Origin of the sequence: Streptomyces sp. NPDC050636, assembly GCF_040654775.1 — a bacterium.
Taxonomy (GTDB): domain Bacteria; phylum Actinomycetota; class Actinomycetes; order Streptomycetales; family Streptomycetaceae; genus Streptomyces.
This window is the reverse complement of sequence record NZ_JBFAIP010000019.1, coordinates 86220-110504: the sequence shown is the minus strand read 5'-3', so window position 1 is coordinate 110504 and position 24285 is coordinate 86220. Positions and strand designations below refer to the sequence as shown.

17 protein-coding genes and 1 pseudogene are annotated in these 24285 nt (G+C 66.4%); 9 read left to right on the top strand and 9 right to left on the bottom strand.

From position 1 onward, the window contains the following. Positions 1 to 274: 274 nt before the first annotated feature. From AB0I10_RS17670 to AB0I10_RS17655, 4 genes are all read left to right on the top strand, one after another. Positions 275 to 1552, top strand: coding sequence for a site-specific integrase (locus AB0I10_RS17670; protein ID WP_363153377.1), 1278 nt, complete (start codon positions 275 to 277; stop codon positions 1550 to 1552). A 124-nt stretch (positions 1553 to 1676) separates the two neighbouring features. Beyond that, positions 1677 to 2042, top strand: a complete 366-nt coding sequence (locus tag AB0I10_RS17665; protein WP_363153376.1) for a hypothetical protein — start codon at positions 1677 to 1679, stop codon at positions 2040 to 2042. After that, positions 2039 to 3187, top strand: a complete 1149-nt coding sequence (locus AB0I10_RS17660; protein ID WP_363153375.1) for a caspase family protein — start codon at positions 2039 to 2041, stop codon at positions 3185 to 3187. Before AB0I10_RS17665 ends, AB0I10_RS17660 begins: the two co-directional genes overlap by 4 nt. Before the next feature lie 784 nt (positions 3188 to 3971). After that, a complete protein-coding gene (locus AB0I10_RS17655) occupies positions 3972 to 4418 on the top strand; it encodes a hypothetical protein (RefSeq protein WP_363153374.1) in 447 nt (148 codons plus the stop codon). A gap of 372 nt (positions 4419 to 4790) precedes the next feature. Here the strand turns inward: AB0I10_RS17655 and AB0I10_RS17650 are convergent, their stop codons facing one another. Continuing rightward, complete coding sequence (locus AB0I10_RS17650) at positions 4791 to 7445, bottom strand: tetratricopeptide repeat protein (RefSeq protein ID WP_363153373.1); 2655 nt, start codon at positions 7443 to 7445, stop codon at positions 4791 to 4793. 650 nt (positions 7446 to 8095) lie between these two features. Then, a complete protein-coding gene (locus AB0I10_RS17645) occupies positions 8096 to 8947 on the bottom strand; it encodes an AlpA family phage regulatory protein (protein WP_363153372.1) in 852 nt (283 codons plus the stop codon). Positions 8948 to 9289: 342 nt separating this feature from the next. On the opposite strand from AB0I10_RS17645, the pseudogene AB0I10_RS17640 reads away from it, so the two are divergent. Beyond that, positions 9290 to 10053, top strand: a pseudogene (locus tag AB0I10_RS17640) (IS5 family transposase). Positions 10054 to 10061: 8 nt separating this feature from the next. Here the strand turns inward: AB0I10_RS17640 and AB0I10_RS17635 are convergent. Both AB0I10_RS17635 and AB0I10_RS17630 read right to left on the bottom strand, forming a co-directional pair. Further along, positions 10062 to 11978 carry a hypothetical protein gene (locus AB0I10_RS17635; RefSeq protein WP_363153371.1) on the bottom strand — a complete coding sequence of 639 codons (1917 nt, stop codon included), beginning with the start codon at positions 11976 to 11978 and terminating at the stop codon, positions 10062 to 10064. Positions 11979 to 12716: 738 nt separating this feature from the next. Continuing rightward, positions 12717 to 13025: an antibiotic biosynthesis monooxygenase family protein gene (locus AB0I10_RS17630; RefSeq protein WP_164325700.1), complete on the bottom strand. Its 309-nt coding sequence runs from the start codon at positions 13023 to 13025 to the stop codon at positions 12717 to 12719. Between the two features lie 249 nt (positions 13026 to 13274). Here AB0I10_RS17630 and AB0I10_RS17625 point away from each other — a divergent pair, with 249 nt between their 5' ends. Further along, positions 13275 to 13595 carry a hypothetical protein gene (locus AB0I10_RS17625; protein WP_363153370.1) on the top strand — a complete coding sequence of 107 codons (321 nt, stop codon included), beginning with the start codon at positions 13275 to 13277 and terminating at the stop codon, positions 13593 to 13595. Positions 13596 to 13709: 114 nt separating this feature from the next. On the opposite strand, the gene AB0I10_RS17620 is transcribed toward AB0I10_RS17625, so the two are convergent. Next, positions 13710 to 14663 carry a DJ-1/PfpI family protein gene (locus AB0I10_RS17620; protein ID WP_363153369.1) on the bottom strand — a complete coding sequence of 318 codons (954 nt, stop codon included), beginning with the start codon at positions 14661 to 14663 and terminating at the stop codon, positions 13710 to 13712. 199 nt (positions 14664 to 14862) lie between these two features. On the opposite strand from AB0I10_RS17620, the gene AB0I10_RS17615 reads away from it, so the two are divergent. Further along, positions 14863 to 15597, top strand: coding sequence for a DJ-1/PfpI family protein (locus tag AB0I10_RS17615; protein WP_363153368.1), 735 nt, complete (start codon positions 14863 to 14865; stop codon positions 15595 to 15597). Positions 15598 to 15884: 287 nt separating this feature from the next. On the opposite strand, the gene AB0I10_RS17610 is transcribed toward AB0I10_RS17615, so the two are convergent. Both AB0I10_RS17610 and AB0I10_RS17605 read right to left on the bottom strand, forming a co-directional pair. Then, positions 15885 to 17633 carry a choline/carnitine O-acyltransferase gene (locus AB0I10_RS17610; RefSeq protein ID WP_363153367.1) on the bottom strand — a complete coding sequence of 583 codons (1749 nt, stop codon included), beginning with the start codon at positions 17631 to 17633 and terminating at the stop codon, positions 15885 to 15887. Between the two features lie 254 nt (positions 17634 to 17887). Continuing rightward, positions 17888 to 18757: an arpA protein gene (locus tag AB0I10_RS17605; RefSeq protein ID WP_363153366.1), complete on the bottom strand. Its 870-nt coding sequence runs from the start codon at positions 18755 to 18757 to the stop codon at positions 17888 to 17890. 590 nt (positions 18758 to 19347) lie between these two features. On the opposite strand from AB0I10_RS17605, the gene AB0I10_RS17600 reads away from it, so the two are divergent. Beyond that, a complete protein-coding gene (locus AB0I10_RS17600) occupies positions 19348 to 21369 on the top strand; it encodes an NADPH-dependent 2,4-dienoyl-CoA reductase (RefSeq protein WP_363153365.1) in 2022 nt (673 codons plus the stop codon). A gap of 43 nt (positions 21370 to 21412) precedes the next feature. After that, entirely contained in the window at positions 21413 to 22015 is a 603-nt protein-coding gene (locus AB0I10_RS17595; protein WP_363153364.1) for a PadR family transcriptional regulator, read from the top strand. A 79-nt stretch (positions 22016 to 22094) separates the two neighbouring features. Here AB0I10_RS17595 and AB0I10_RS17590 read toward each other — a convergent pair whose 3' ends face one another. Next, positions 22095 to 22367: a hypothetical protein gene (locus tag AB0I10_RS17590; protein ID WP_363153363.1), complete on the bottom strand. Its 273-nt coding sequence runs from the start codon at positions 22365 to 22367 to the stop codon at positions 22095 to 22097. 161 nt (positions 22368 to 22528) lie between these two features. Then, complete coding sequence (locus tag AB0I10_RS17585) at positions 22529 to 24133, bottom strand: AMP-binding protein (RefSeq protein WP_363153362.1); 1605 nt, start codon at positions 24131 to 24133, stop codon at positions 22529 to 22531. Between the last annotated feature and the right edge of the window lie 152 nt (positions 24134 to 24285).

The following is a 24285-nucleotide window of genomic DNA, read 5'->3' as shown; positions in this document are numbered from 1 at the left end:
CGCACGCTCGGCGATCCCCACTTTCCTCACTTCATCCGCTCTTGAACCAAGTGGGGAATCGGAGCGCACTTGGGGAAAAATGCGGATCCTCATCAACGCCAGCTCGCCGCCCTCGTCGCCGAGCTAGGCCACCCCCTGTCACACACCGCGATCTCTCGCATCGAGCGCATCCGCCGACGCTGCGACGTCGCCCTCGCCATCATCGCTCCGGCCCTTGGCGCCTCTCCCATGAAGCTCTTGCCGGCATCGAGTGCCGCACGCGAAGCGGACCGCCGTGGCTGAGCCCTACGACCGCTGGCACAAAAAGCGGCCGGAGCCGAGCAAGGAAAAGTGCAGGGCCCACGGCAAGGTGCCGTCCCGCGAGCACGGACGCGGTAAACGCTGGTTGGCGCGCTGGCGGGACCCCGACGGGCAGCAACAGAGCGAGAGCTTCGAGCGGTATGAGGATGCCCGGCAGCACCTGACGCGGATGCTGGGGACCGTCGACGACGGTACGTACATAGCCCCGAAAAAGGGCGACACGTCGCTCAAGGCGGTGGCCAAGCAGTGGCTGGAGAACCAGACGTTCGACAACCCGCGAACGTACCACCAGTACGAGTCCCGTGTCCGCAACCACATCATCGAGCCGCTCGGTGACCTCAAATTGCGGCAGATCAAGCCCTCTACCATCCAGACCTGGATCAAGCGCCGGCTACACGTGCTCGACGAGACCACCGTCGGCCTGATCTTCACCCACCTCTCGTCCATCTTCGCCATGGCGGTAGACGACGACCTGATCCCAAAGAACCCATGCGAGACGGGGTCGGTGAAGCGCGTGAAGCCCAGGCGGTCGAAGAAGTCGGCCAAGGAGGTGCCGCTCTCCTGGGAGCAGACGGACGACCTGCGCAAGCACCTGCCGGATCGGTACCAGGCCACGGTCGACTGCGGCCGAGGGCTCGGCATGCGGCAGGGAGAGATATTCGGCTTCAGCCCGGACGACGTCGACTGGTCGAAGGACGACAAGACCGTCCGCATCTGCCGGCAGATCACGCATCACCGCGGCACGCTCGTCTTCGCACCGCCGAAGGGCGGCACCAAGGACGACTCTAAGGACCGGTGTGTCCCCCTCGACGAGGATCTGGCGACGCTCTTGCGCGATCACATGCGAGAGTTTCCTCCGGTCGAGGTCGCGCTCCCGTGGCTGGAGAAGGGTGGCGAGGTCGTCACCGTCCGCCTGATGTTCACCACGCGCGAGCGCAAGGCACTCAACGAGAACTATTTCAACTACCTCTGGAAGGCGGCCCTTGAGGCCACCGGCGTCATCGCGGTGGTGAACGACAAGCCCATTGGCAAGGGCCGCAAGTGGGAGGAGTGCCGCGACAAGATGATGCACGCCCTACGGCACCTGTTCGCCTCTGAGGCAATCAACGAGGGCGTCGACGTCTATACCCTTGCCGATCTGCTCGGGCACGAGGATCCCGCCTTCACGCTGCGCCGCTATGTGCACCGAGTGACGGGTGCGGTCGAGAAGGCGCGCAGGGCGATCGGCCAGCGGTATCGAGTCGCTGCATAGCCCTCTTCTCCGCCTGATTCCGTTCCTCAGCAAGTGGTTGGGCAAAAGTAGCCCCCTCTGGCCGGACATGCCCGACGATGGTCGGGACTACCGTGACGAAGAGTGCAGTGACAAGGGGTATGGCATGCGCGTTGAGGTTCGTGTCGAGTCAGCGGACGACGAGCTCCGTTCGTTGCTCAACTGGCTTCGCAGCGACCCTGACATCAGGCGTTCCGCTGCGTTGGAGATGCGTGAGCAGCCCCCTCAGGAAGGCCAGATGGGGACCGCGGCCGACGTCTTGCAACTGGTCATGGAGAACGGATGGAACGCTGCGAACTTCGTGCTGGCGCTTGCCGCCTGGAAGCGAACTCGTCCGCGAGCCTCACGCGTTACGGTCCGGCGAGACGACCTTGCCGACGCCCTTACCGATTGCAGCGAGGAGCAGATCGCACGCATCATCCGCCTCCTTCAAGACGAGCAGGGCGAGGGCGGGGAGGGCGCGGGGCGTTGAGCATTTTACCAGATCCTGGTGCCTCGGGCGCAGTACTGATCGGGACGAGCACGTACGACTTCCTTGAGGACCTGCCTGCTGTTTCCAACAACCTCATCTCCCTCGCGGAAGCGCTATGCGGACCTAAGTCTTGGAACCTTCGTCAGGACAATTGCACCGTCCTCGCCAACCCGGTCAGCGCTGAAGCCGCGATGGCTGCCCTACGGAACGCCACCGCGACGGCCCGGGACACGTTGCTCGTGTACTACGCGGGTCACGGACTGGTCGATCCCGAAGGCGAGCTCTACCTGGGCCTGCCTCGCTCCAGACAGCAGCGGGTGGAAACAGGGATCCCCTATAACTGGCTCCGTAGGGCGCTTCTAGAGGGGCAGGCGGAGCGCACTGTCGTCGTACTCGACTGCTGCTACAGCGGTCTTGCCCTCGGAATGATGGGGCCCTCCGATCTGGCTGCCCAGGCCGACGTGGAAGGGACCTACCTGCTGGCCGCTGCTTCGGAGACTCGTCAGGCACTCGCCCCACCTGGGGAGACCCACACAGCATTCACGGGAGAGCTGCTCAGCATCTTGGCTACCGGGATTGCGGGCGGCCCCGAGAAGCTGGACCTGGACTCCGTGTTCCGGCAGTTGCGTACAGCCCTGACAGCGAAAGGCCGTCCTGTTCCACAAGGACGAGGTCGCAACAGCAATGGGCGACTCGCGCTCGGCTGGAACCCCGCCTTCAGCCGGACTCCACTGGCGAGTGAGGCGAGAGGCAGCCAGGCTGAGCGCCGATTGTGGCCGGACCCTGCGGCTGTCCTGACCGTTGAAGGCTTCTTCTCCGCATTGGGGCATGTGCGCGCAGTGAGTGGACTGACGCACGCCGCCGTCAGCCTCAACTCCGGCGGAGAAATCGCCGCCGGAACAGTCAGCAGCCTCCTCAATCGCAAGGACCTGCCGAAAACATGGAAGACGACGGGGATCTATCTGACCGCCTGTGGTGTATCGGACGAGCAGGTCGACGGCTGGAAACGATCCTGGGAGCGCCTTCGGGCGCAGGTGCCCACCACTGAGTCCGCAGGCCCGGCGGCGGATAGCGACCGGGCCCGCGGCAGCCGCGCTGCATCCGTTTGGGCAAGAGTCGTCCGCCGCCGCAAGGGGCCGCAATGACGCTTGAGCCGAGCCACGCCCAGGACTCTGCGGAGCTAGCGAGCCGGAGACGCCGTCTCTGAATGCGCCGTTCGCTGCGGGCTAGGCGTCGGCTTACTGTCCTCGCCTCCGAAGACAGTGTTCCATGCGGCGATCAGTATGAGCGCGCCGACCACTATCACCCAAAGGGCAGGCTTCTTGGCCCGGCTGGAGGCACCCGACGGCCTCACGTAGTGCCCCGCCCGGTAGTAACCCTTCTTACTCTGCGCCACAGTTCCAACACCCCCGATTTAAGTGCACTGCATGTCAGCTGTGGAGTGTGGCAGAGGGCCAAGTCCATCCTCCGGCACATCGGAGACAGCGGCCGGATCTGATCGGCGAATGACGCTCAGCACATGGTTGTCGCCGGCACGACCGAATGGGCGCGGCCTGCGGACAGCATCGGTTGCCCGGTGTCGCCGCTGGCATGTGCACTGGATGCCACTCACCTGTCCGCATGGAGCACGTCTACGTAGGCCAGGAAGGTTTCCAGACTCTGCTTCGCCGCATCGCAGGTCAGAGCGGGTCGCCCCCGCGTCCAGCAACACCGACGCGTGGCGGTGCGACAGGACGTGCATGCCATGCTCGCGGGACTGCTTGGGCTAGGGCGTACTTCAAGAAATGGCGTCCGGACCACGGGCTAAGCCACCGGTGGTGCGCATCCGACCTATCCCCTTCTTCCTCCAACTCGCTTGCGACGCAACCCGGAAGAGCGAGTGAGGCGCTATCATCGCCGCCTGTAAATCTCACCACTGGGGGACCCGTTATGTTGAACGAGGCGTTGACAGCACTGGCTGCGGCTGGGGGCGCAGGAGTGGTGCAGGCCGCCAGCACCGACGCATGGGACACGTTGCGCCAGCAGATCGCGCGACTAATCGGTCGTGGAGACAGCGAGCGCGAGCGTGTGGAACTGGAGCGCCTCGATCGCACTGCCTCTATCCTGGATTCCGCGGCGGCCAGTGAGGTTGAACTGTTGAGAGTTCGCCAGGAAGCGTCATGGCAAGCCAGGTTCGAAGCACTACTGGAAAGCCTGGATAGTCGCGAGCAGGAGGCTGCAGCTGCGTCTTTGCGAGTAGTTCTCAAGCAAATCGACGGCATTGGGTCTCAAGCCCATCAGTCCTGGAACGGCAACATTGACATGCGCGCCGATGCTTCAGGCAATGGCAAGGTCTACCAAGTGGGTCAGGGTAACTTGCACATCAGCGAGTCCTAACCAATGAGCAGGCATCGCCAGAAGACGGCGCGAGGGCACATGCCGAGGACGATGCGCGTATCTGCCAGGTCGCTCACGGCGATACGCGTATCACTACCAAGCCAATCTGTCAGCCCCACAACGTCTGGATCTCCTGCCGGGATGAGCGGCTGAACGTGGGTGTGGACGCTGCAGCTCGCTCCTCGCTCCTCGCGGTGATGTACGCGGTACCCGTCGACGACGTGTGGCCTCGCCAGTCTGCCAGCCTCCGAGCGCCCCATCGCGAGACTGAAGCTGGGTGTATAGCCTGCCGCTGCCACGCTGCTACCCATCGCGAGCACCGCCCCGCCATCGGCCGCAACGGCACCATTCGTCATGTGCACCGTCATACCGTCACGCCCTCCACCACGGCCTGCCATGGTCCTTGGACAGCTGCCCAAGGGCCTTTCGGGCTTCTTCGGTTTCATGGTGGGAATCGCCGAACGTTCGACGGCGAGCTAACAGGACCCGGCCCATCTCACTGCGCGCGATAGCAAGCTGGCCCGTCTGGGCCCAGCCAATCGCCCAGTTGAAGTGAGTCCTCAGGGTGGAAGGGTGGTCCGGGCCAAGGTGCTCTCGTTCCTCATCGAGGATCTTCTTCCACTCGCCCAGTGCCGCAACATGCTGCCCCCGCTGCGATTTGATGTGCACCAGCTCGTGCCTGGTGGCCAGTACATCCTCGTGTCTCGTTTCTAGCCCGCTCTCTTCACGAGCGGCCATGATGTCGTTCAGGAGCAATTCAGCCGCTTCCAAGCAGCCCCTCCGAACAAGGATTTGGGCTACGTTGTGCTTGGACTGGAGAGTCGAGTAGTGCCTTTCACCGAGGACGTCCCCCTCGATGAGCGAGAGCTCCTTGAATTCCAGCAGCGCCTTGATGTCATTTCCGAGGATCCTATTGATCGAGGCCACGCTGAATCGGGTGATGAGAACCGACGGATGCCAGGGTGGCATAATCTTGCGCTGGCACCGCATCACGTCGTCGAATATGTCCAGAGCCTCGTTCAACCGGCCACGGTGCCAGATGATCACGCCCAACTCATGGCGCACGACTGCTGCCGTATACGGGGGGAAATCGGGGGTTCTCTCACACTGGGACACCGCCAGGCGCGCCTCCTCCTCAGCGGCCTCCAGAAGTCCCCGCACGCGAAGACTCGTGGCGAGGTGATGATGAGCTTGCACCGACAGAGGGTGATCAAGGGGCCATCGCCCGTCCATGCGGGCGATGACGTGACGAAACAACTTCTCGCCCGTCGCGAAGTCTCCACGTTCGACATGAATGGCCGCTAACAGGCTGTCTGTAACCAGCACATGAAAGCTGCCCGGATCATGAGTCAAGGCAGCGAGCCTGCATGCTTCGCGGGAAAGCTCTTCTGCCTCTTCCAGACGGGATGTACGCCAGGCCCAGTCGGCGAAGGTGTAGCAAGCGAGGAAACGCGTCGAATCATGGTCGTCGAGCCGCTTTGCTCGCGCATATGTGGTCTCGGTGACGCGAAGGGCAACTGCATACTGTCCAGATACTCGCAGATACTCACAGAACCACGCGTTAATGCGCGTCACCGTATGAAGAAGATCACCACAATCCTCTGGGAACCGCTCCACTAGAGAAAGAACGTGCGGGACCAGTAACTGCCAGAAGCTCCCGTGCCGGGGGTCTTCCAGCCACACCCCACGGAGCAAGCCGAGGCAGCGGGCAGCCGCAGCCCAGATGGCGGTGCGGGAAGCTGAGCGATCAAGCTGAGCCGCGTTCACTTCCGCTACCAGCGGGTGCACGACAACGCAGCGGTGCTCGCTGTCGGTGGGTTGCGGCCAGCGGTAGAAGTCGTCGGAATGGGCGTCATCCAGCCCCTCTAGGCCGATATCGATCAGCCCGAGGTCGCTGAGCGCATTGAGCGCCCGTTCCAGCACGATGTCGTCCCACTGCCCGCCGTACGAATCGCACGTACGACTCAGGACCTTCGGTGAAAGCAATATGATGGGTACGGGCCTAGAAGCGAAACACGACAGAATCCGCATGAGTATCCGGGCCTGTGGGACCCCCTGCTGTTCCAAAAAGTCCAGGGATAGCTCCCACGTCTGCATGACGAGCCGGCGGAGGTCATTCTCCGAGCCTCGCGCCCCAGAGGTGGCTTCCGCTCTGTCGATCGTCTCGGGGAAATCCCTGTCAAGAGCAGCGCGGTAGTCTTCAAATCGGCTGATCATAGTAGCGGGCTGAGACAAATAGCGCCCGGCTAGCCACAGCGCGAGGGGGACACCTCCAAGCCGGTTGGCGAGTTGCGCCGCTTGCTCGCGCTCCTCCTCAGAGACGTCACGGAACCCGGCCGTGTCGATCAGCATGTCCCGACCTCCCGATTCAGGAAGGGGGGCCAGCCGGGTCATTCGTGAGTGGTTTGACCATACTTCCAGGCTCCCGACTCGAGTGGTCACCAGCACGCCACCAGCGTATGAAGACCGAAGCCATCCTGTGCCCAGCTCTTCCTCGATGGCCTTCGGATCGTCGGCGCTGTCGAAGACGATAAGCCAAGGCTCAGCGGCCACGTCTAAGGTCTCCCACATCAAGTCCGCAACGTTGGTGTGGCCCACAGACGCTTCCTGCACCTGTGACTCGGTAGCACCAACGCGAATCGCGATCTGCAGCATGGCCTCACGCACGCTGTAACCGTCGGATGCGGTAATCCAGAAGACCTGTCGACGCTTCTTCCGTGTGTCAAGGGCCACTGACAGCGCTAACGCAGTCTTGCCAACGCCGCCCATGCCGTGAAGAACTGTGACGGTGCCCTCGGGGCTGTCGACAACGTTCTCCAACCTCTCCAGATCGGCTTCCCGACCATAGAGCCGACGTGGTAGAAGCCCGACGGGCGGCGCTAGGGAACCTGCGGTTCTACCAACTGGGCGATCGGTGTTGGCGTGGTTGTGGACGTGGACATCGCGCCCCGCGTTCACCTGGATGCCGTTACCTAGCTGGTAGATCCGCGAGTTGTCGGACGCTGCCGCCTGCTGCCTGATGCGCAAGACGTCGCTATACCTGTACCGCCGCACGTAAACCCCCGACACGTTGCTTCTATCCACCGTATCGACCCCACACAGCCGCGTGGGCCGAAACCGCTTCAAGCGGGAGGCGCAAGTGGGGAGATGAAGGTGCCGTACGGTCAGAAGAGAAGCAGGACTCTCTGAGTCACCCCATGGAAGCCCTGTGTGCACCGATTGTGCACCGGCCCGCCCACCAGAAGACCATCAGCGCAGGTCACAGCGTTCTTCGAGCTGTACTTCGGCATCTAGAAAGCGCGCAGGTCAGAGTCGCCTTGTAGCGCTCTGGGCGGTACCTGGGCCGTGGGCCGTGTCCTTTCCCGTCGTGGAGGAGGGCACGGCCCACGGTCGTTGGACGGGTCGTCTGCGCGGTGGAGCGTTCCCGATCGCGTCGCGCAGTCGCCCAGACGTGTGTGGTCGACCTGTCGATCCCTGACCGACGGAATCCCCCGGAGGGAGGAGTGCCGTCCATGCCGGGCTGCTACAAAGCCGTGGCATCACACTCGGGCCGGCCGTCGGCCGCCTTCCTGCTTCGGAGATCTTCAGCGGGTCCGGGCAAGCACCATCGCTACGCCGATCACCGAGACGCACGGGGCCCGTGGGGCGGCATGGATGACATCGGACCGTGCGACCGGCTACCCGGCGTACCCCGCCCCGTTCTCCACATCATCCATGTGAACGATCGCATCCGGGATTTCCATATAATGCATGAGCGCTCTCACGGACACCTGATAGCTCCGGCCGGATGAATTCACAGGCAAGGGGAAATCCCCATCCCTGATCTTTCGATATGCAGCAGACTCGGCGATCCCCATCACTTTGGCGGCGTCACGCAGCCCTATGAATTTGGGGTAGAAATCGGATACGTAGTAGTACCGCTCCACGCCGTCGACCCAGGCTCTTGTCACCGCCCCACCCTTCAGAATCTTCTGCGCGATTCCAGGATGGAGTCCGTCACGGATCTCCTGATGGAACGACGCCATGCGTTCGACGTAGCCCATCTTCCGCAGGAGCGCACCGAATCGCTCTCCACGAATCTGCTCGGCAACGACCGGATCTCGCACGTCGGCAAGATTCACAACTGCCGAAGCCTTCATCGTAAATTCTGACGAGGCCTCCGACAACGAGGGAAGATCATCCATTCCGTCAGATGATCGCTCTTCCCCGTACGCCTTAGCTCTCTTGTAAGCAAGATCGTAAGCGCTCTTGACCACATAATGGCGCACACTCCCTGGTGGGCACCCTCGCTCCGTGTCCACCCACGCGAGAAGCGTAGCCTCGAACATATCCGAGAGCACATCCTCGAAATCCGTACGGAGATCTCGCGAAATAATTCGTGAGCGCCGCCGAAGTACGGGCGAAAGACAGTCAACGAACGCCATTTTCCATGTATCGTCACCGCCCATGTCGGCCAGTCTCCCCATAGCGATGAGCGCCTCCCAGCGCTTAGAGCGCTTCCCCTTCCTTCTGGCCAGATCATCCATCATCTCGCTACGGAAACGCGAATATCCAGGATGCCGCTGGACAGCACACTCCCGCACATCTCCTGTATGCACACAGACCGCAGCGCCAGCGAATGCCTCTAGAACGTACCGCTCCGTACAGGAAAAAATATCCAACACGATCCGACCTCCAAATTAAGCTCCTCACCAGGTGGTCGAGAAAAGCATGGCGCGACGACGTTCCCCTGAATCCCGACTTCCGACGAATGCTCTTTTCGGGTGAACCATGTTTGCCGATGCAGCCACCCTCCTACGGCCCCAACGCTCGGGAAGTGCACATATCACTTAGACCGTGTCCTACGCGGTGAAGCAGATGTTGGTCCCTTCATGGGGCGGAGTACGTGGAGTTGGATCGTTCCGGACGGGCTGGAGAAATCGCCAAGCCGCTGATCCCGCCACCGAAGGTGCGGCCGCAGGGCGGCGCAACGCAAGATACGCCTGATGAGACGCTGTTCGCGGCCATCATCTACGTCCTGGTTAGCGGGTGTGCCTGGCGACAGGTGCCGCCCTGCTTCGGGATATCGAAGTCGACCGCCCACCGCCGGTTCCTGATCTGGTCGAGAGCCGGGCGTCTGGGGGCGCCTGCACGAAGCCGTGCTGCACCGCCTCGACGACGCCAGCCTCATCGACGTCACCCGCCGACACCGCCCACGTCAGGGCTAAAGGGGGGCGAACACACAGGTCCGAGCCCCGTGGACCGAGGCAAGCCGTGTTCCAAGATGAACGTCCCGTCGGACGCGAACGGGCTGCCTTTTCTCGTCGGTATCGCGGCCGCCAACATCCACGACAGCGAAGGTCCTGAAGCCCATGGTGGCGGGTCACCAAACGAGACACGACCCCCACCGAGGCCGTTACTTCAAGCCACAGCGCCTGCACGCCGACAAAACCTACGACCGGACCGATCTGCGGAAATAGCTGCGCGGCAAGCGGATCGGAGCGCGTAGGTGGGTGATCGAGCGCACCATGTCGTGGCTGTCCGGCTACCGCCGCCTCAGCCCTCGCTACGAACGCCGTCCTCGCAACTACCTGGCCTTTCTCGGGCTCGTGCTGCCCTGTGCTGCTATAAACGGCTCGTCCGCCTCATCGCGTAGGACGCGGCCTAAGACGAGTCCGTACTCATTGCAGCTTTGGCGGTGAGTCGATCCCGCCAGTAGCTGGCGGCGTCCTTACCTGCCTTCATAGCGGTAAACTCATCGGTCCGCTTTGCGAGCACGGTAGCGGGCAGCGTGCCTTCAACGTAGGACTCAAGACCGAGGTTGAGCGCGCTGCTGCTCAGGAATTCGGCGTACTCCCGCACGGACTCAACAACCGCGAAGCTGGCTGGATTTCCGTGCACCAAGGCATTCCGGAGACGACGCCGCCGGGCCTCCAACACAACGCCTTCGGCGGTGTAGTACTCAATCAGGGCGCGGTACTCGGCGTAGTCGCTCACACTTGCGAACATCCGCCGGATCCAGGCGCGCTCGGACTCGATGCGGCAGAGCGAGAGCAGATCGCCAGAGCGGTCAGCGACGAATAGGATCCACGGGCGCGACGGATCGTTTGCAAACCAATCGTGGGTCAGCTCGCGGAGCATTTCGCTCTGGTGTCCGCCGCCGAGCAAGCACATATGAACGGCTCGCCGCACATCAGCAAGCCACCGGGCATGCGGCCAGCGCTCGCCGAGGAGATCGAACAAGGCGTTTGGGCCGAGCGCTGCGTGTGCTGCGACGTGTTGCACCACACGATCCGCGAGCGGAATCACGCTGTTGATGTCGGCTTCGGAAGGCTTGCACAGCGCCATGTCGCGGCTGAAAGGGTAGTCGGCGGTGGTCTGCACTTCGAGTGCGGCCGCGAGAAATCGGGGAAGCTCTTCGCGGGTCAGCGCCGAGGCGATGCGCTGCCCGTGCTTCTCGATCGCTTCTGCAGTGATACCCGCGCCGTAGTGATCGTCGGGGAAGCCCGTCTCGCGGCGGGAGACCATGAAGTTGAAAGAGCCGGTCTGGCCGGAGCGCAGGACCCCGTGCTGGGCGAGGTGCGGGCGGATCCCGCCAGAGCTGTGAATCGACACGTTGAGGATCGTGTTCACAATGCGAACGGCACGGTCCAACGCACCGGCTGCCGTGGTTGTACCGAGGTCGACACGAACCAGGAAGTCGACGTCGGATTCCTCATCGCCCAGATTGGCGACCTTGAAGAGGTGGCCGCTCTGCACCAGTTCCCAGAGTTCTGCCTTGTGCTCGAAGTTCCGGCCCTCGGGCTTGGCATTGGGTACTGCCCAGTCGGCATTCATGAAGGACACACACCCAGCGGAGAGGTGCGGGAAGGCCCGGCCCTGGTAGCCGAGCCACACCACGATCGGCTCGACTTTTGCCGCAGTGCCGACGTGGGTCCGGGCGCTCGCAATCCGCTCCTCCAGCGGTACATCTCTCTGGCCGATGGGAACGTCGCCGGGATCACGACCGAATGCGAGCACCGAGACGATGTCGCGGAAGACCTTTTCCGCACTGAGACCGCGCCTGCGTACCTGGTCGAAGAGCAGTTCAGCGATCGGGCGGTACTCCCGCCCTTCGAGGGTGCGGTCCTGAGCTGTGGCCACGAGGTCATCCCAGCTGGCGCGGACGGCTTCGTCCGCGCCGAGCGCTTCGAGGAGATCCTTCGCGGCCGTGGTGACGTCGGTCCAGATGGCGTCGACGCGGGTGCCTGGCGGCTGCGCCAAGAGCGCCGCGGGACTACCGTCGAGCCGCGAGAAGGTGGCTTGGAACTGTGCGAGTGGTGCGGCGATGTGTGCTCGCAGCGAGGTCCCGAGCGCACTGGTGGACTCGTCGAGGTCGAGCCGCAGCGCCTTGCGGTTGGCGGTCTTCTTCCACGCATCGACGCCGCTGGCGAGCTCTAGCCACTCCAGGACCTCTTCTACGATCACGGTCAGCGGCAGAACGGTGCTAACGCCATGGTGGCGATCGAGTGACGAGACGAGGGACTTCAGCCAGTCCGGATCATCAGCGGACCAATGGTCGCTGACGTTGTAATCGATCATCACCTTGAGGCCGCCTGTCGTGCGGTCCTGGCAGCAGGCTGGAAGGGCTGTTTCGTCATATCCCTTTCAGAATATGAGGCTTGTGCGAGCAGGTGACTCCGTTGCTGCCGCCTCGTCCTCCTCGACTGCACCACCACCCCGGGTGCCCGCCGGCCGGCGACCGGGCCGCGTGCGCGGCATCGTGTAGCTCCGGTACAGAGCAGTGCCAGCTCCAGGCTTCCCACGCCCTCCAGGCATGCCGCAATGCCCGCCGACCCTTTTCCTCCGCCCAGCAGCCGTCGCCACAGCCTGTACGCAGCCCTCAACATGGCTCGGCACTACCCCCGCACCAATACAGCCACTCACTTCGCGAGCAGTCCGCAGTGTGCACCGGTTGTGCACCGACCTCTCCGCAGGCACGCATCTATGCAGCTCAGAGCGATGTTCATGCACTTCTTCGACATCTAGACCGCAGAGGGTCGGGCGACCTGGGACGAGGTGACGCGATGAACGTCGTTTCCGCAAGTCACAGCAGGTTTCCATAGCCCGAATCGCTGATGGTGCGTCAGCCATGCTGTTGAGGGCCGCCGTCCCGACTCCCGGGGCGGCGGCCCTCAACGTTCTTGTGCACAGCAGGTCAGGCCCTGTGCCGATCTCTCGGTATCGGGCCTGACCTGTTGTTTCCTCTGCCAGGGGTGGGGGGATTTGTGCCCACGACCTCTTCGCCCCGAATGAGGTTCGAGCGGGGGTGCCCGTCCATCAGGGGCACTCGGCGACAACCTGGTAGAGGCCAGGGCTGGCGCTGGCGATTCGTTCGGCTTGGGAAACAGAAGCGAGCACGGTGGGGTTGGCGCCGGCGGCCTCGCATGCTTCGACGCTGTCCCAATGTGCGATGTTGACGAGCTGGAATCGCGCGTCCGGCAGCAGCGCGCGGTGCAGCCGGACGTCGCGGAACCCAGGCGCTGCACTCATCAGGGCCACGCGTTCGCGCCACTGCTCGATGAATTCGTCGACTTGGTCGGCGGATATTTCGATGACGTTGATGAAAGTAACGGCCTGATCAGTCATAGGAGGATTCCTTTTCTGTGATGACGCCCTGCCAGCGCTGTCTGCTCACTACTGCACGGATCCCCTCAGTCGCCCCAGCGGCTCGCGTCGAGAGTCATCTGCCAGGTGGTGTAGGGAAGTTCGGGGTGGAGCTGGTGGAGGATCTCGCCCGACAGGGTCATCGGCGGGGCCGTGGCCGGGTCGGAGAGGCTGCGGGCCTCCAGGGGTTTCGCTGAGGGCGCGAGCCCCTCCGAGGCGGGGGGAGACGGCGTGCACGCGGGAGGCGTAGCCGGGCGGCAGGTCGTCGGGGCCGCCTTCGATGTCGAGGAGGATGCCGCGCTGCCCTATGCCGATCTCCGGCGGGCGGCGGTGCCGGTGGACGGGGGAGGCCGCGAATCCGGGCGAGGTGTGCAGCGCGATACCGTCCCAGACGGTGTCCACGCGGCTGTCGGTGACGCCGTTGTCCTCCAGGAAGCGCGCCGCCAGGTCGGCCCCCGCTACCTCGAACCGCTGCCGATCGTCCGCCGCCCGCGCGGTCAGTCCCATGTCGTGCAGCGCGCAGCAGCGCTGACAGCGCGGAGGCACCGGTGACCAGCGCGTCGCGACGCGACGGGTGTGCAGGCATCAGTTCTCTCCTTGGTCTGTTGACACTTGGCAAGGTTCCGGGAGGGGCGCCCCGTGCCCAGCAAGGTCCGTCGGGACCCGCTAGGCGGAGGAAGTCGCGCGGAATCGCGCGCGGTACGCCGCGGGCGGCGCCCCGAGCACGCGCAGGAACACCCGCCGCATCGTCTCGTCCGTGCCGAACCCGCAGGTGCGGGCAATGGTGTTCACACCGGCGTCGCAGGATTCGAGCATCGCCTGCGCCGCCTCCACGCGGACGCGTTCCACGTACTGCCCGGGGGTGTCGCCGACTTCGCGGCGGAAGAGCCGGGTGAGGTGCCGTTCGCTGACGGCGAGCCGCTCGGCCATGGCGGCGAGGGTGTGGTTCCCGCCGGGGTCGGCCACCACGGCATCCAGTACCCGCCGCAGCCCGGCGTTGCGGGGCGGGGTCACCGCGCTGCGCACGCTGAACTGCGACTGGCCGCCAGGGCGTTGGAGGAAGACGACGAGATGCTTGGCCGCGGTACGCGCCACCTCGGGGCCGTGGTCCTCCTCGACCAGCGCCAGTGCCAGGTCGATGCCCGCCGTCACCCCGGCGGAGGTGATGACCGGCCCGTCACGTACGTAGATGGCGTCGGGCTCCACCCGCACCCGCGGGAAGCGTCTCGCAAGCGTTTCGCACTCGGCCCAGTGCGTCGTGGCCCGCCGGCCGTCGAGCAGCCCGGCCTCCGCAAGGAGATACGCGCCGGTGCAGGCCGACGTCGTACGCCGCGCGCCCGTGCCGAGGCGGCGTACGTGCGCGACCAGCTCCGGCGGATGCCCGTGGCCCTTCACCGTCGGATAGCCCGGCACCATCACCGTGTCCACGGTCTCGGAGACGTCCTCCAGCGCCAGTTCGACCCCCAGCGGGATCCCCGTGTCGCTCACCACCGCACGCCCGGAGGGCGAAGCGAGCCGGACCCGGTAGCCGGTCCCATGCAGCACCTGCACCGGACCGGCCACATCGAGCAGCACCACTCCGTCGCCCACGACCACGACCACATCGCTCTCGGTCTTCACGCTCCTCAGTCTCGGCGCCCGGCCGGCATGTCCTCAAGGACAAGCAGCCCACACATCCGGACATCCCCTTCCACGCGCCTCCGGCCCGAGGGGACAGTCATCTGGCCCGCGTTCCACAGCCCGGAACCAGCGCATTCCTGACGCCGACCAACTCACTCCGCCGCTCCCCCGACACCGACCGACCCAAGGAGCACACGACATGCAGCGCCGACACATTCTCCGTACAGGCGCCGCGGCCACGGCCGCGACCGCGCTTGGGCTCGGCACCTCCTCCACCGCCGCTTCTGCCGCCGCCCCCGCCGCCGAGCGGAAGCGCGAGCGCACCCGCGAACTGCGCGTGCACACAGTTCTGTTCGACGCCGTCGAGGAGCAGGACTTCGCGGGCCCCATCGAGGTGCTCGGCATCCTCGCGGACGCCGACAAGCGCCGGATCAAGCAGAGCTTCGTCACCGCCGACGGCCCCCGCACCGTACGGACGTCGTCCGGAATGCACATCGACGTACGCGACCCCTGGGCCCCGGAGGACGCGGACGTCCTGCTCGTGCCGGGCGGGGGCTACGGGAAGGGGTCAGGGGTCGATGACGAGATCAAGCGCGGCGTACTGCCGCGCGCACTGGCCAAGGCCGAGCGGCCCGGGCTGATCATGGGCGGGATATGCACCGGCGTCATGGTCATGTCGGCGGCGAAGATCACCCGCGGCAGACCGTGCACGACGCATTTCGCTGCCCGCGAGGATCTCGCCAAGGAGGGCGGGAAGCTCACGTACGGGCGTGTCGTGGACGACGGGGACCTGATCACCTGCGGCGGCGTCACCTCGGGCCTCGACCTGGCCCTCTGGCTCGCCGAGCGCCTCTACGGCCCGGAGACCGCGCTGCGTGCCGAGATGATCCTGGAGTACGAACGCCGGGGCACCGTCTGGCGCGCGAAGAGCTGACCGCAGCGGGCAAGTTCTTCGCCGGGTGGCGGTCTCGTCCGTCAACTTGGTGGCGGTGTACGCGGCCATCATGTCGTAAGCGTTGCGGCCGTTCAGCGAGCTGATGTCGGCGACCTGGCGGCGGGTGCACCCGTTGTACACCAACCCACTCAACGGAAGCCATTTGCCCTGGCCAAGGACGTGTTGTTGCTGTACTTCGACATCTAAAGATCAAAACCCGACGCCACAAGGCGTCAGCCGGCACCGAGCCCCGTCACCGCCCATCAGGCGGCGACGGGGCTCGCTGCTTATGCCAGCAGCTCGCGGAGCTCGGTTACCGCCTCGCGGAGGTGGTCGGCGAACGTGTGCATCTCGGTGGCGACCGGGAGTGGGGTGCTCAGGTAGATGTTGAAGCGTTCGGGGAGCAGGACGTAGGCGACGCCGATGCAGCGGCTGCTGGTGGAGCCGAAGCCGAAGTACTGGATGTGGGCGGACGGGGCGGAGCTGGTGCTCAGGTAGTCGTCGCGCATGGTCAGCCAGCCCGGGGTGCGGTAGAGGGCCGGTTGTTCGGTGACGCCCAGTTCCGTACCGCGGCGGCGTTGGATGAGTTCCAGTTCCCAGAGGTGCTGTTCGGGGGCGTCGCCGGCCTGGCATTCCTTGGCGCGGGTGACGTGCTTTTCGGCGGCGGTGCGGAAGGCGGTGCGGCGGGTGTCCGGGTCGGCGGCCGGGTCGTGCATGGCCGCGACGAATGCCTGGATCTCCGGTGTGACGACGCGCATGGCCTCGGTGCGGCCGCGGCGCCACTGGCGGGTGGCGATCGACTCGTACGTGGCGCCCAGGTGTCCCTTGGCGCGCTGGTGGGCGAGCTGGTAGGCGAGCTGGACGAAGGCGTCCGGAGAGACGTGGAGTGCCTTGGCGGTTTTGGCGCCGAAATCGTCGAAGGAGAGGGTGCGGGTCGCGGTCGCCGCGCCGTACGCCGCGAACGCGTCGGCGGCGGAGCGTACTTGGGCGCGCAGGGTGTCGTTGAGAGTGAAGGTGAGGGGCTCCAGGGCGGGCGCACCCTGGGAGCGGGCTCCGGACCGGCGGGAGTGTTCCTCTGCCGGGGTGCCGAGCACGGCGTCGACGAAGCTGAGGATGGTCGTGCCGTCCAGTTCGCAGTGTTCGACGTTGATGCCCGCGCGGCCGTCGGCGAAGACGATGAAGGACACGGCCTTGTCGAACCAGCGGTTGCCTCGGTCGCCGTAGAGGAGGTTGTCGCACGCCTCCTGGGTGTCCGCGGGGGCGAAGTCCTCCAGACAGACACAGAACAGGGCGGTTTCGATGTCGTTGAGGGTGGTGGCGTTGCGGGGGTGGTGGGTGAGGAGGGAATCGCGGGCGGCTGCCCACTCCGCGCGGGCCATGGTGGTGAGGTGGCCGACGGAGGTGTCGGCGGCGGGCGGCTCGGTGCCGGCTTTGATGACGGCGCTCAGGCCCGTCTCCAGGTCGTCCAGGCTGTGCGGTACGCCGTCCGCACCCAGTACGTCGAGCTTGTGCATACCGCCACGGAAGAAGACGACGATGTGGCGGGCGTCGGACGGGCCCGGTCGTTCACCGGAGTAGGGGGCGCGGACGGTGTCCTGTGCCGGCCCGGGAATCCGGGTGGTGGAGAAGAGGTACTTGTTCTGCTCCATGGTTTGGGGCCGGCCGCGCTGCACGACAGGGGGGATGAGTTCCTGGTCGAGCTGCTTCTTGTAGTGGACGGCGCCGGCGATGAGGCCGGCCGCCCGCTCCACCTGTGGCCGGCCGGAGTCCTGGAAGAGGAAGAAGAAGTTGGCGTTGAGTGCGATCCGGTCCCGGCGGCCCAGGTAGCGGTACGGCCAGAAGGTGTCGAGCCAACTGTGCACGCCGTCGGTGGCGTTGTACTCCTCCAGCGCCGCCTGGAGCACCCGGCCGGGGCCGTCGGGGCGGAGGAAGGCGGCCACCTCCGCCTCGGTGGCCGCCCGCTCGTCGGCGGTCAGCAGCGGCGCGCACCAGGCGAGGAACCGCTCACAGCTCGCCTCCAGCGTGGGCAGCGGCACGCGCGGGAGGGTGTTCTCGTGAGTGAAGGTCGGGGTGGGGGGTGGGGTGGAGGGTGAGGTGGAGGGTGAGGTGGAGGGGGTGGCGGTGGTGTTAGGGGGAGCGGTAGGGGTGGGCGCTGATCCCTGGGTGTTGTTCAAGTTGTGGTCTCTATTCGGTTGGTTGGGGCGTGGCTGGGGGGCGTGACTGGGGCGCATGGTGGGGTGCGCCTAGGGGGCTGCCCGTTGGGTCTGTGGATTGTTGTAGCCCAACGTGGCTAGTCCAGCAGGTGGTCGCCTCGTACGGACCGGCCCTCGGCCGCCAGGTGTTCGGGCCTTACGCGGCCGAACAACTGCCGGGTCCGGGCAACGCTGCCGATGACGCCCGGGCGCTCGCTGTACGCGAATATCGCGGAGTGGCGCGCGGCTTCGCCCTGGACGGGGCTCACCCGGTGCAGCGAGTAGCGGCCCTTGAACAGTTGCAGGTCACCGGGGCGGAGGGGGAGACGTCGGACCAGTCGATCGCCTCGGCCGTCCAGTACGTCCCGGACGTCGGCGAAGTTCTCGTCGTGCGCGGACCGGATGTTGGGGCAGTACTCGAAGACGCCGCCGTCCTGCGGTTCCTGGGTCAGCATGCTCACGGTGAACTCGTTGGTGTCGAAGTGCCAGGGGTGTTCCTTGCCCGGCTCGACGACGTTGAGGACGAGTCCGGAGAGCGGGTCCGCCAGTTCGTGCAGCCGCGGCAGTTGGAAGCAGCTTGCGATGAAGCGCTGGAACGCCTCGGACGAGTAGAGCTTGCTGATCAGGGAGTTGGCCGGGATGCGGTCCCTCGCGACGAAGGCGTTGCCGCGTTCGAAGGGGAGTCTGCCGGGGTGGTCCTGGGGCAGGTCCGAGTCCACCGCGATGTTGTAGACGTTGACGGTCTCGACGTCGAAATGCGCACGGGGGGCGATGGCCGAGCACTCCTGCCGCAGGACATCGCGGAGTGACGGGCGGATGAAGTCCGGGAGGACGGTGCAGCCTTGCGCCGACAGTTCGCGCTTGGCTCGGTTGACCACGGCTTGTCCGTCGGTACTGTCGAGTTCCGACAGGGGATACCGATCCGTGTCCACCACGTGATCAAGCGTCAGGGCTTCCAGAGTGCTCATTCGATCCTCTCCACGTACCGGACTGACCGCCGGTAACTCCCTTACCGGGGACCACAGTTGAAGCTGTCATAGCGCGGCCGTGCTGTCTGTGATACGTCACACCCCCACTGCGCTGCATACTCGCGCCGCGAGGGGCGGCCAGGCGCCGCCGGGTCCGGGACGACCGCGATGAAACCCCACACCGGCAATCCATTTGAGTGAAGATCGGCATCCATGCGGAATTGACACCGCCGCTTGGATTACTCAGGTGCGTCTTCAGCCGCAGGGTTTACTTCAGTCACACCCGTCACATTGGACTTAGCCCCCCAGACCCCCCTCGACGGAAGACACCAGCACGGCGAAGATTTTCCGCGCCGCCTTCACCGTCTCGGCGCCGGCGAGCAGGCGCGTCCCCCTACGGCATGCAATCGGTCAACTCCTGAAGGTGAGCATCTTCGTAGTGGCGCTCGGCGGTCGAGAATCCCGGACGCGTCCGCGGTCGGGGGTGTGAGCTTCGTCGCGACGGGGCGAAGGGTTTATGCAACTTGTTGCAGAACAGGGGTCGGGTGGTCTAGAACCTTGCCTACGACCGCCGTGCAAGGAGGCCCCCGATGAGCCAGTACCCGCACCTGATGAGCCCCCTCGACCTGGGCTTCACGACGTTGCCGAACCGTGTGCTGATGGGGTCGATGCATGTCGGGCTGGAGGAGGCGCCGCGCGGGTTCGAGCGGATGGCCGAGTTCTATGCGACGCGGGTCCGCGGTGGCGTGGGCCTCATCGTCACCGGCGGCATCGCCCCCAACGAGGCCGGGCGGCCCTGGGAGCTGGGTGCCGCGCTGACCACCGAGGCGGAGGCGGAGCAGCACCGGGTCGTGACCGGCGCGGTGCACCGCGAGGGCGGCAAGATCGCGATGCAGATCCTGCACTTCGGTCGGTACGCGCACCACGCCGGCCTGGTGGCGCCCAGCGCGATCCAGGCGCCCATCAGCCGTTTCACCCCGCACGCCCTGTCGGACGACGAGGTGGAGCAGACCATCGAGGACTTCGTACGGGCGGCGGCGCTGGCCCGGCACGCGGGCTACGACGGCGTGGAGATCATGGGGTCCGAGGGCTACCTGATCAATGAGTTCATCGCGGCGGCGACCAACCGGCGCGAAGACCGGTGGGGCGGCTCGTACGAGAACCGGATCCGCTTCGCCGTCGAGATCGTCCGGCGGGTCCGGGAGCGGGTCGGCCCGGACTTCATCCTGATCTACCGGCTGTCGATGCTCGATCTGGTACCGGGCGGCTCCTCCCTGCCCGAGGTGATCACGCTCGCCAAGGAGATCGAGGCGGCCGGCGCGACGCTCATCAACACCGGGATCGGGTGGCACGAGGCCCGGATCCCCACCATCGCGACCTCGGTGCCGCGCGGCGCCTGGGCCTGGGTGACCCGGCAGGTCATGGGGTCGGTGTCGATCCCGCTGGTGACCAGCAACCGCATCAACACCCCAGAGGTGGCGGAACAGCTGCTTGCCGACGGGCATGCGGACATGGTGTCGATGGCGCGGCCGCTGCTCGCCGACCCCGAGTTCGTCGCCAAGGCGCGGGAGGGCCGGGCCGACGCCATCAACACCTGCATCGGCTGCAACCAGGCCTGTCTCGACCACACCTTCAGCGGGAAGCTCACCTCGTGCCTGGTCAATCCGCGGGCCTGCCACGAGACCGAGCTGGTGCTCGCCCCGACCCGGCGCCGTAAGCGCGTCGGGGTGGTCGGCGCCGGGCCGGCGGGGCTGGCGTGCGCCGTGGCGGCGGCCGAGCGCGGACACGAGGTGACGCTGTTCGACGCCGCGGAGCGGATCGGCGGACAGCTCAACATCGCGCGGAAGGTGCCGGGCAAGGAGGAGTTCAACGAGACGCTGCGCTACTTCCGGAACCGGCTCGACCACTGGAAGATCGACGTCCGGCTGGGCACCGCGGTCACCGCCGAGACGCTGGCGGCCTGCGACTTCGACGAGACGGTGCTGGCGACCGGGGTGACTCCGCGCAGCCCGGAGATTCCCGGGACCGATCACCCCAGTGTCGTCAGCTATCTCGATGTGCTGCGTGACGGGGCGGCGGTCGGCGAGCGGGTCGTGATCATCGGGGCGGGCGGTATCGGGTTCGATGTCGCGGAGTTCCTGACGGATGACGGGGAGGCAGCGAGCCTGGACCCGGAGGCGTTCTTCCGGCAGTGGGGAGTGGACACCGGCTACGGAGCGCCGGGCGGGCTCCAGGCGCCGCGCCGGGCGGCCCCGGCCCGGACCGTCCATCTGCTCCAGCGCAAGACGACCAAGGTCGGCGCGGGGCTGGGCAAGACCACCGGCTGGATCCACCGGACCGAACTCCGGCACCGCGGGGTCACCATGGTCGCCGGCGCCGAGTACCACCTCATCGACGACGCCGGACTGCATGTGACGGTCGACGGCAAGCGTGAGGTCATCGAGGCCGACACGGTCGTCCTGTGCGCCGGGCAGGAACCGCGCCGCGAGCTGTACGAGGCACTGCGCGCCGCCGGGCACGCCGTCCATCTCATCGGTGGCGCGGACGTCGCCGCGGAGCTGGACGCCAAGCGCGCCATCCAGCAGGGCACGGAGCTGGCGGCGGCGCTGTGACCACCCGGTACGCCCGGTGACCCGGCCTGCCTAGGATTCCCCTATGTCCCTGCCGCACGCGATCCTCACCGCCCTGCTGGAGAAGCCGTCGTCGGGGCTGGAGCTGACCCGCAGATTCGACCGGTCGATCGGCTACTTCTGGTCCGCCACGCATCAGCAGATCTATCGCGAGCTGGGAAAGCTGGAGCAGGCCGGGTATATCCGCGCCCTGCCCAGCGATCAGCCGGCCCGCGGGCAGAAGAAGGACTTCGAGGTGCTGCCCGCGGGGCGTGCGGAGCTGACGCAGTGGGCGTCGGGGAAGCAGGACCCGAAGCCGATGCGCGATGCGCTGCTGCTGCGGCTGCGCGCGGCGGCGGTGGTCGGGTGCGAGGGGCTCGATGACGAGCTGCGCCGTCATCTCGCCCTGCATGAGCGGCAGTTGGCGGAGTACTCGGAGATCGAGCGCCGCGACTTCGAGGCCGCGGCATCGGCCGATGACCGGCTGCGGCGGCTGGTGCTGCGGGCCGGGATCAGCCTGGAGACGTTCTGGGTGGAGTGGCTTACCGAGGCGTTGGCGGAGGTGGCGGACATGGGTGCGGAGGGGGCGGACATGGATTCGGCGGTGGCCGCCCCCAGGAATGCCCCGGGGCCGGCCACCGCCGAATGACTGCTTGTGCCTGATTGGGCCTGATTGGGCCGCTTGTGCCTGCTTACGGCCTACTGGCTCATGGCCTGCTGAGCCACCGTCAGCAGTTGTCGTAGATGAGGGCCCGGACCAGGCGGCAGGTGGTGTCGGAGGGCACATGCACCCCGATTTCGGCCGCGGTGGCACGGATCCTGCGGTTGTGGGCCTGCTCAGGGCGGTAGCAGCCGGTGTCGAGCAGGGCTATGGCCAGGCGCATGGCCTTCAGCCGGCGGTTGTGGGATTCGTAGCGCTCGCGCGGCCATCCGGCGGGCAGCGGCTTCTTGGGCAGCGGGTGGGTCGGGAGAGGTTTCGTCATGAGTGTGGCAGCGGCCATCGGCAACCTCCTGTAGCAACGGTGAACCCTCACTGACTGGTTCCCATTCTACTGGCCACCACTGACAAAAGCCCCTGGCCAGGGGGTATTTGGCGCCCGGCGGACAGCCCGATGGGCGGACGTCCGGACGGCCTTCCGGACGGCCCTCGGGGCGGCCGGTTTCAGGAGGCCGCGGCGGCGGCCCGGAGCCGGGTTTTGTCGGGCTTGCCGACGGGCGTGAGGGGGATCGCATCGAGGACATGGACGTCGGTCGGCGCGTACATCGCCCCCTTGTGGCGGGTGACGAACTCGCGGATTCCGGCGGTGTCGAGGGGGTGTCCCGGGGCGGGGACGATCGCCGCGTGCACCTCCTCGGTCTCGTCCGCCGTCCGCACCCCGTAGACGGCGCAGTGGGCGACCGCCGGGTGGGTGTGCAGCAGGTCTTCGAGCTCTGCCGGATGGACATGCCCGCCGACGACGATGACGACGTCCTTGAGCCGGTCGACGAGGTAGAGCCGGCCGTCGGCGTCCAGGAAACCGACGTCGCCGGTGCGCAGCCAGCCGTCGCGCAGGACCTCGGCGGTGCGCTCGGGCTGTTTCCAGTAGCCGGTCATCACGCCGGCGGAGCGTACGTGGATCTCGCCCCGCTCCCCCGGTGGCAGCGTCCGGCCCGACGCGTCCCTGATGGCGAGCTCCACCCCGGGCAGCGGGCGGCCGACGGAGATCCGGCCGCCGGGGCCGGTCACGGTGTGGTCGTACGGGCGTGCCTCGGTGATCGACATCGCCTCGGACTGGCCGTACGAGCCGTACAGGACCGGGCCGAAGACCTCCATGGCCTGACGCAGCCGGTCCGGTGCGGCGGCGCAGCCTCCGTAGGTGATGCGGGTGAGGGAGGTGAGGTCGGTGGTGGCGAGGTCGGGGTGGTCGAGGAGGCGGTAGAGGAGTGGTGGCAGCAGCCAGAGATGGGTGATGCGGTGCCGGGCGATGGCGGCGAGTACGGCGGCGGGGTCGAAGGTGCGCTGCAGGACGACGGTTCCGCCTGCCACGAGCGTGAGGTCGGCCATGATCCCGGCGAGGTGGGCGAGCGAGGTGCAGGCGAGGAAGCGGGGCGGGTCGCCGGCGGCTTCCAGGGTCTGGGTGCGGAGCAGTCGGGCGTAGGGGGCGTGCGCCATCCGTATTCCCTTGGGGATACCGGTGGTTCCGCCGGTGTGCCGGATGCACCAGTCGTCTTCGGGGCGGGCGCCGCTCGGGACGACGGGGATGGGGGTCCCCCCTGCTCCTTTGAGCTTGGGGGAGGGGCGGGCGGCGCAGGCGGCCAGCAGGTCGGGGCCGAGGGGGGTGCGTGGCCTGGGGTGGCGCACGTCGGCCTCCGGCACCGGCCCGAGGGTCAGGGCCTCCGGCACCGGGCCACGGGCGTGGGCGAGCAGGGCCTCGGCGGTGCCGTGGAGTCCCGGGTCGACGAGGAGCAGGGAGGTCTCCGCGCTCTCCGCGATCTGCGCGAGGGTCTCGGGCGCCATGCCGTCGTAGAGGAAGATCACGCGCGCGCCGAGGAGGTTGACGGCGTAGCGGGCGGCGAGGACTTCGGGGCGGTTGCCGCTGAGGAGGGAGACGGTCCGGCCGCGGCCGACGCCCCGCTCGGCGAGTTCGGCGGCCATGCGGTGGACGGTGGTGCGCAATGCGCCGGCGGTGACGGTGTCTCCGTCGGCGGTGATCACTGCGGGGTGGGAGGGATCGCGCGTGAGGGCGGTGAGCAGGGTGTCGACGTACAGGGGGTGCGGCTCGGTCATGGGCACGACGCTAGAGCCGTTCTCCCATGCCTTCCACGACCAGAATCGCCATGAAGGCATAACCGCGGAGGCATGAGGATGGCTGCTGCACCAGTACGCCCTTCACGGACGGAAAGGGCCGGGTCGCCTACCTCAAGACGTTCCGGTACTCC

Bases quoted from the DNA above. Each gene is read 5' to 3' on its own strand.
- AB0I10_RS17595 (WP_363153364.1), top strand. From the start codon at position 21,413: ATGTCCCTGCCGCACGCGATCCTCACCGCCCTGCTGGAGAAGCCGTCG.
- AB0I10_RS17590 (WP_363153363.1), bottom strand. From the start codon at position 22,367: ATGGCCGCTGCCACACTCATGACGAAACCTCTCCCGACCCACCCGCTG.
- AB0I10_RS17605 (WP_363153366.1), bottom strand. From the start codon at position 18,757: ATGAGCACTCTGGAAGCCCTGACGCTTGATCACGTGGTGGACACGGAT.
- AB0I10_RS17635 (WP_363153371.1), bottom strand. From the start codon at position 11,978: ATGATCGATTACAACGTCAGCGACCATTGGTCCGCTGATGATCCGGAC.
- AB0I10_RS17600 (WP_363153365.1), top strand. From the start codon at position 19,348: ATGAGCCAGTACCCGCACCTGATGAGCCCCCTCGACCTGGGCTTCACG.
- AB0I10_RS17655 (WP_363153374.1), top strand. From the start codon at position 3,972: ATGTTGAACGAGGCGTTGACAGCACTGGCTGCGGCTGGGGGCGCAGGA.
- AB0I10_RS17630 (WP_164325700.1), bottom strand. From the start codon at position 13,025: ATGACTGATCAGGCCGTTACTTTCATCAACGTCATCGAAATATCCGCC.
- AB0I10_RS17615 (WP_363153368.1), top strand. From the start codon at position 14,863: ATGCAGCGCCGACACATTCTCCGTACAGGCGCCGCGGCCACGGCCGCG.
- AB0I10_RS17585 (WP_363153362.1), bottom strand. From the start codon at position 24,133: ATGACCGAGCCGCACCCCCTGTACGTCGACACCCTGCTCACCGCCCTC.
- AB0I10_RS17665 (WP_363153376.1), top strand. From the start codon at position 1,677: ATGCGCGTTGAGGTTCGTGTCGAGTCAGCGGACGACGAGCTCCGTTCG.
- AB0I10_RS17645 (WP_363153372.1), bottom strand. From the start codon at position 8,947: ATGATGGATGATCTGGCCAGAAGGAAGGGGAAGCGCTCTAAGCGCTGG.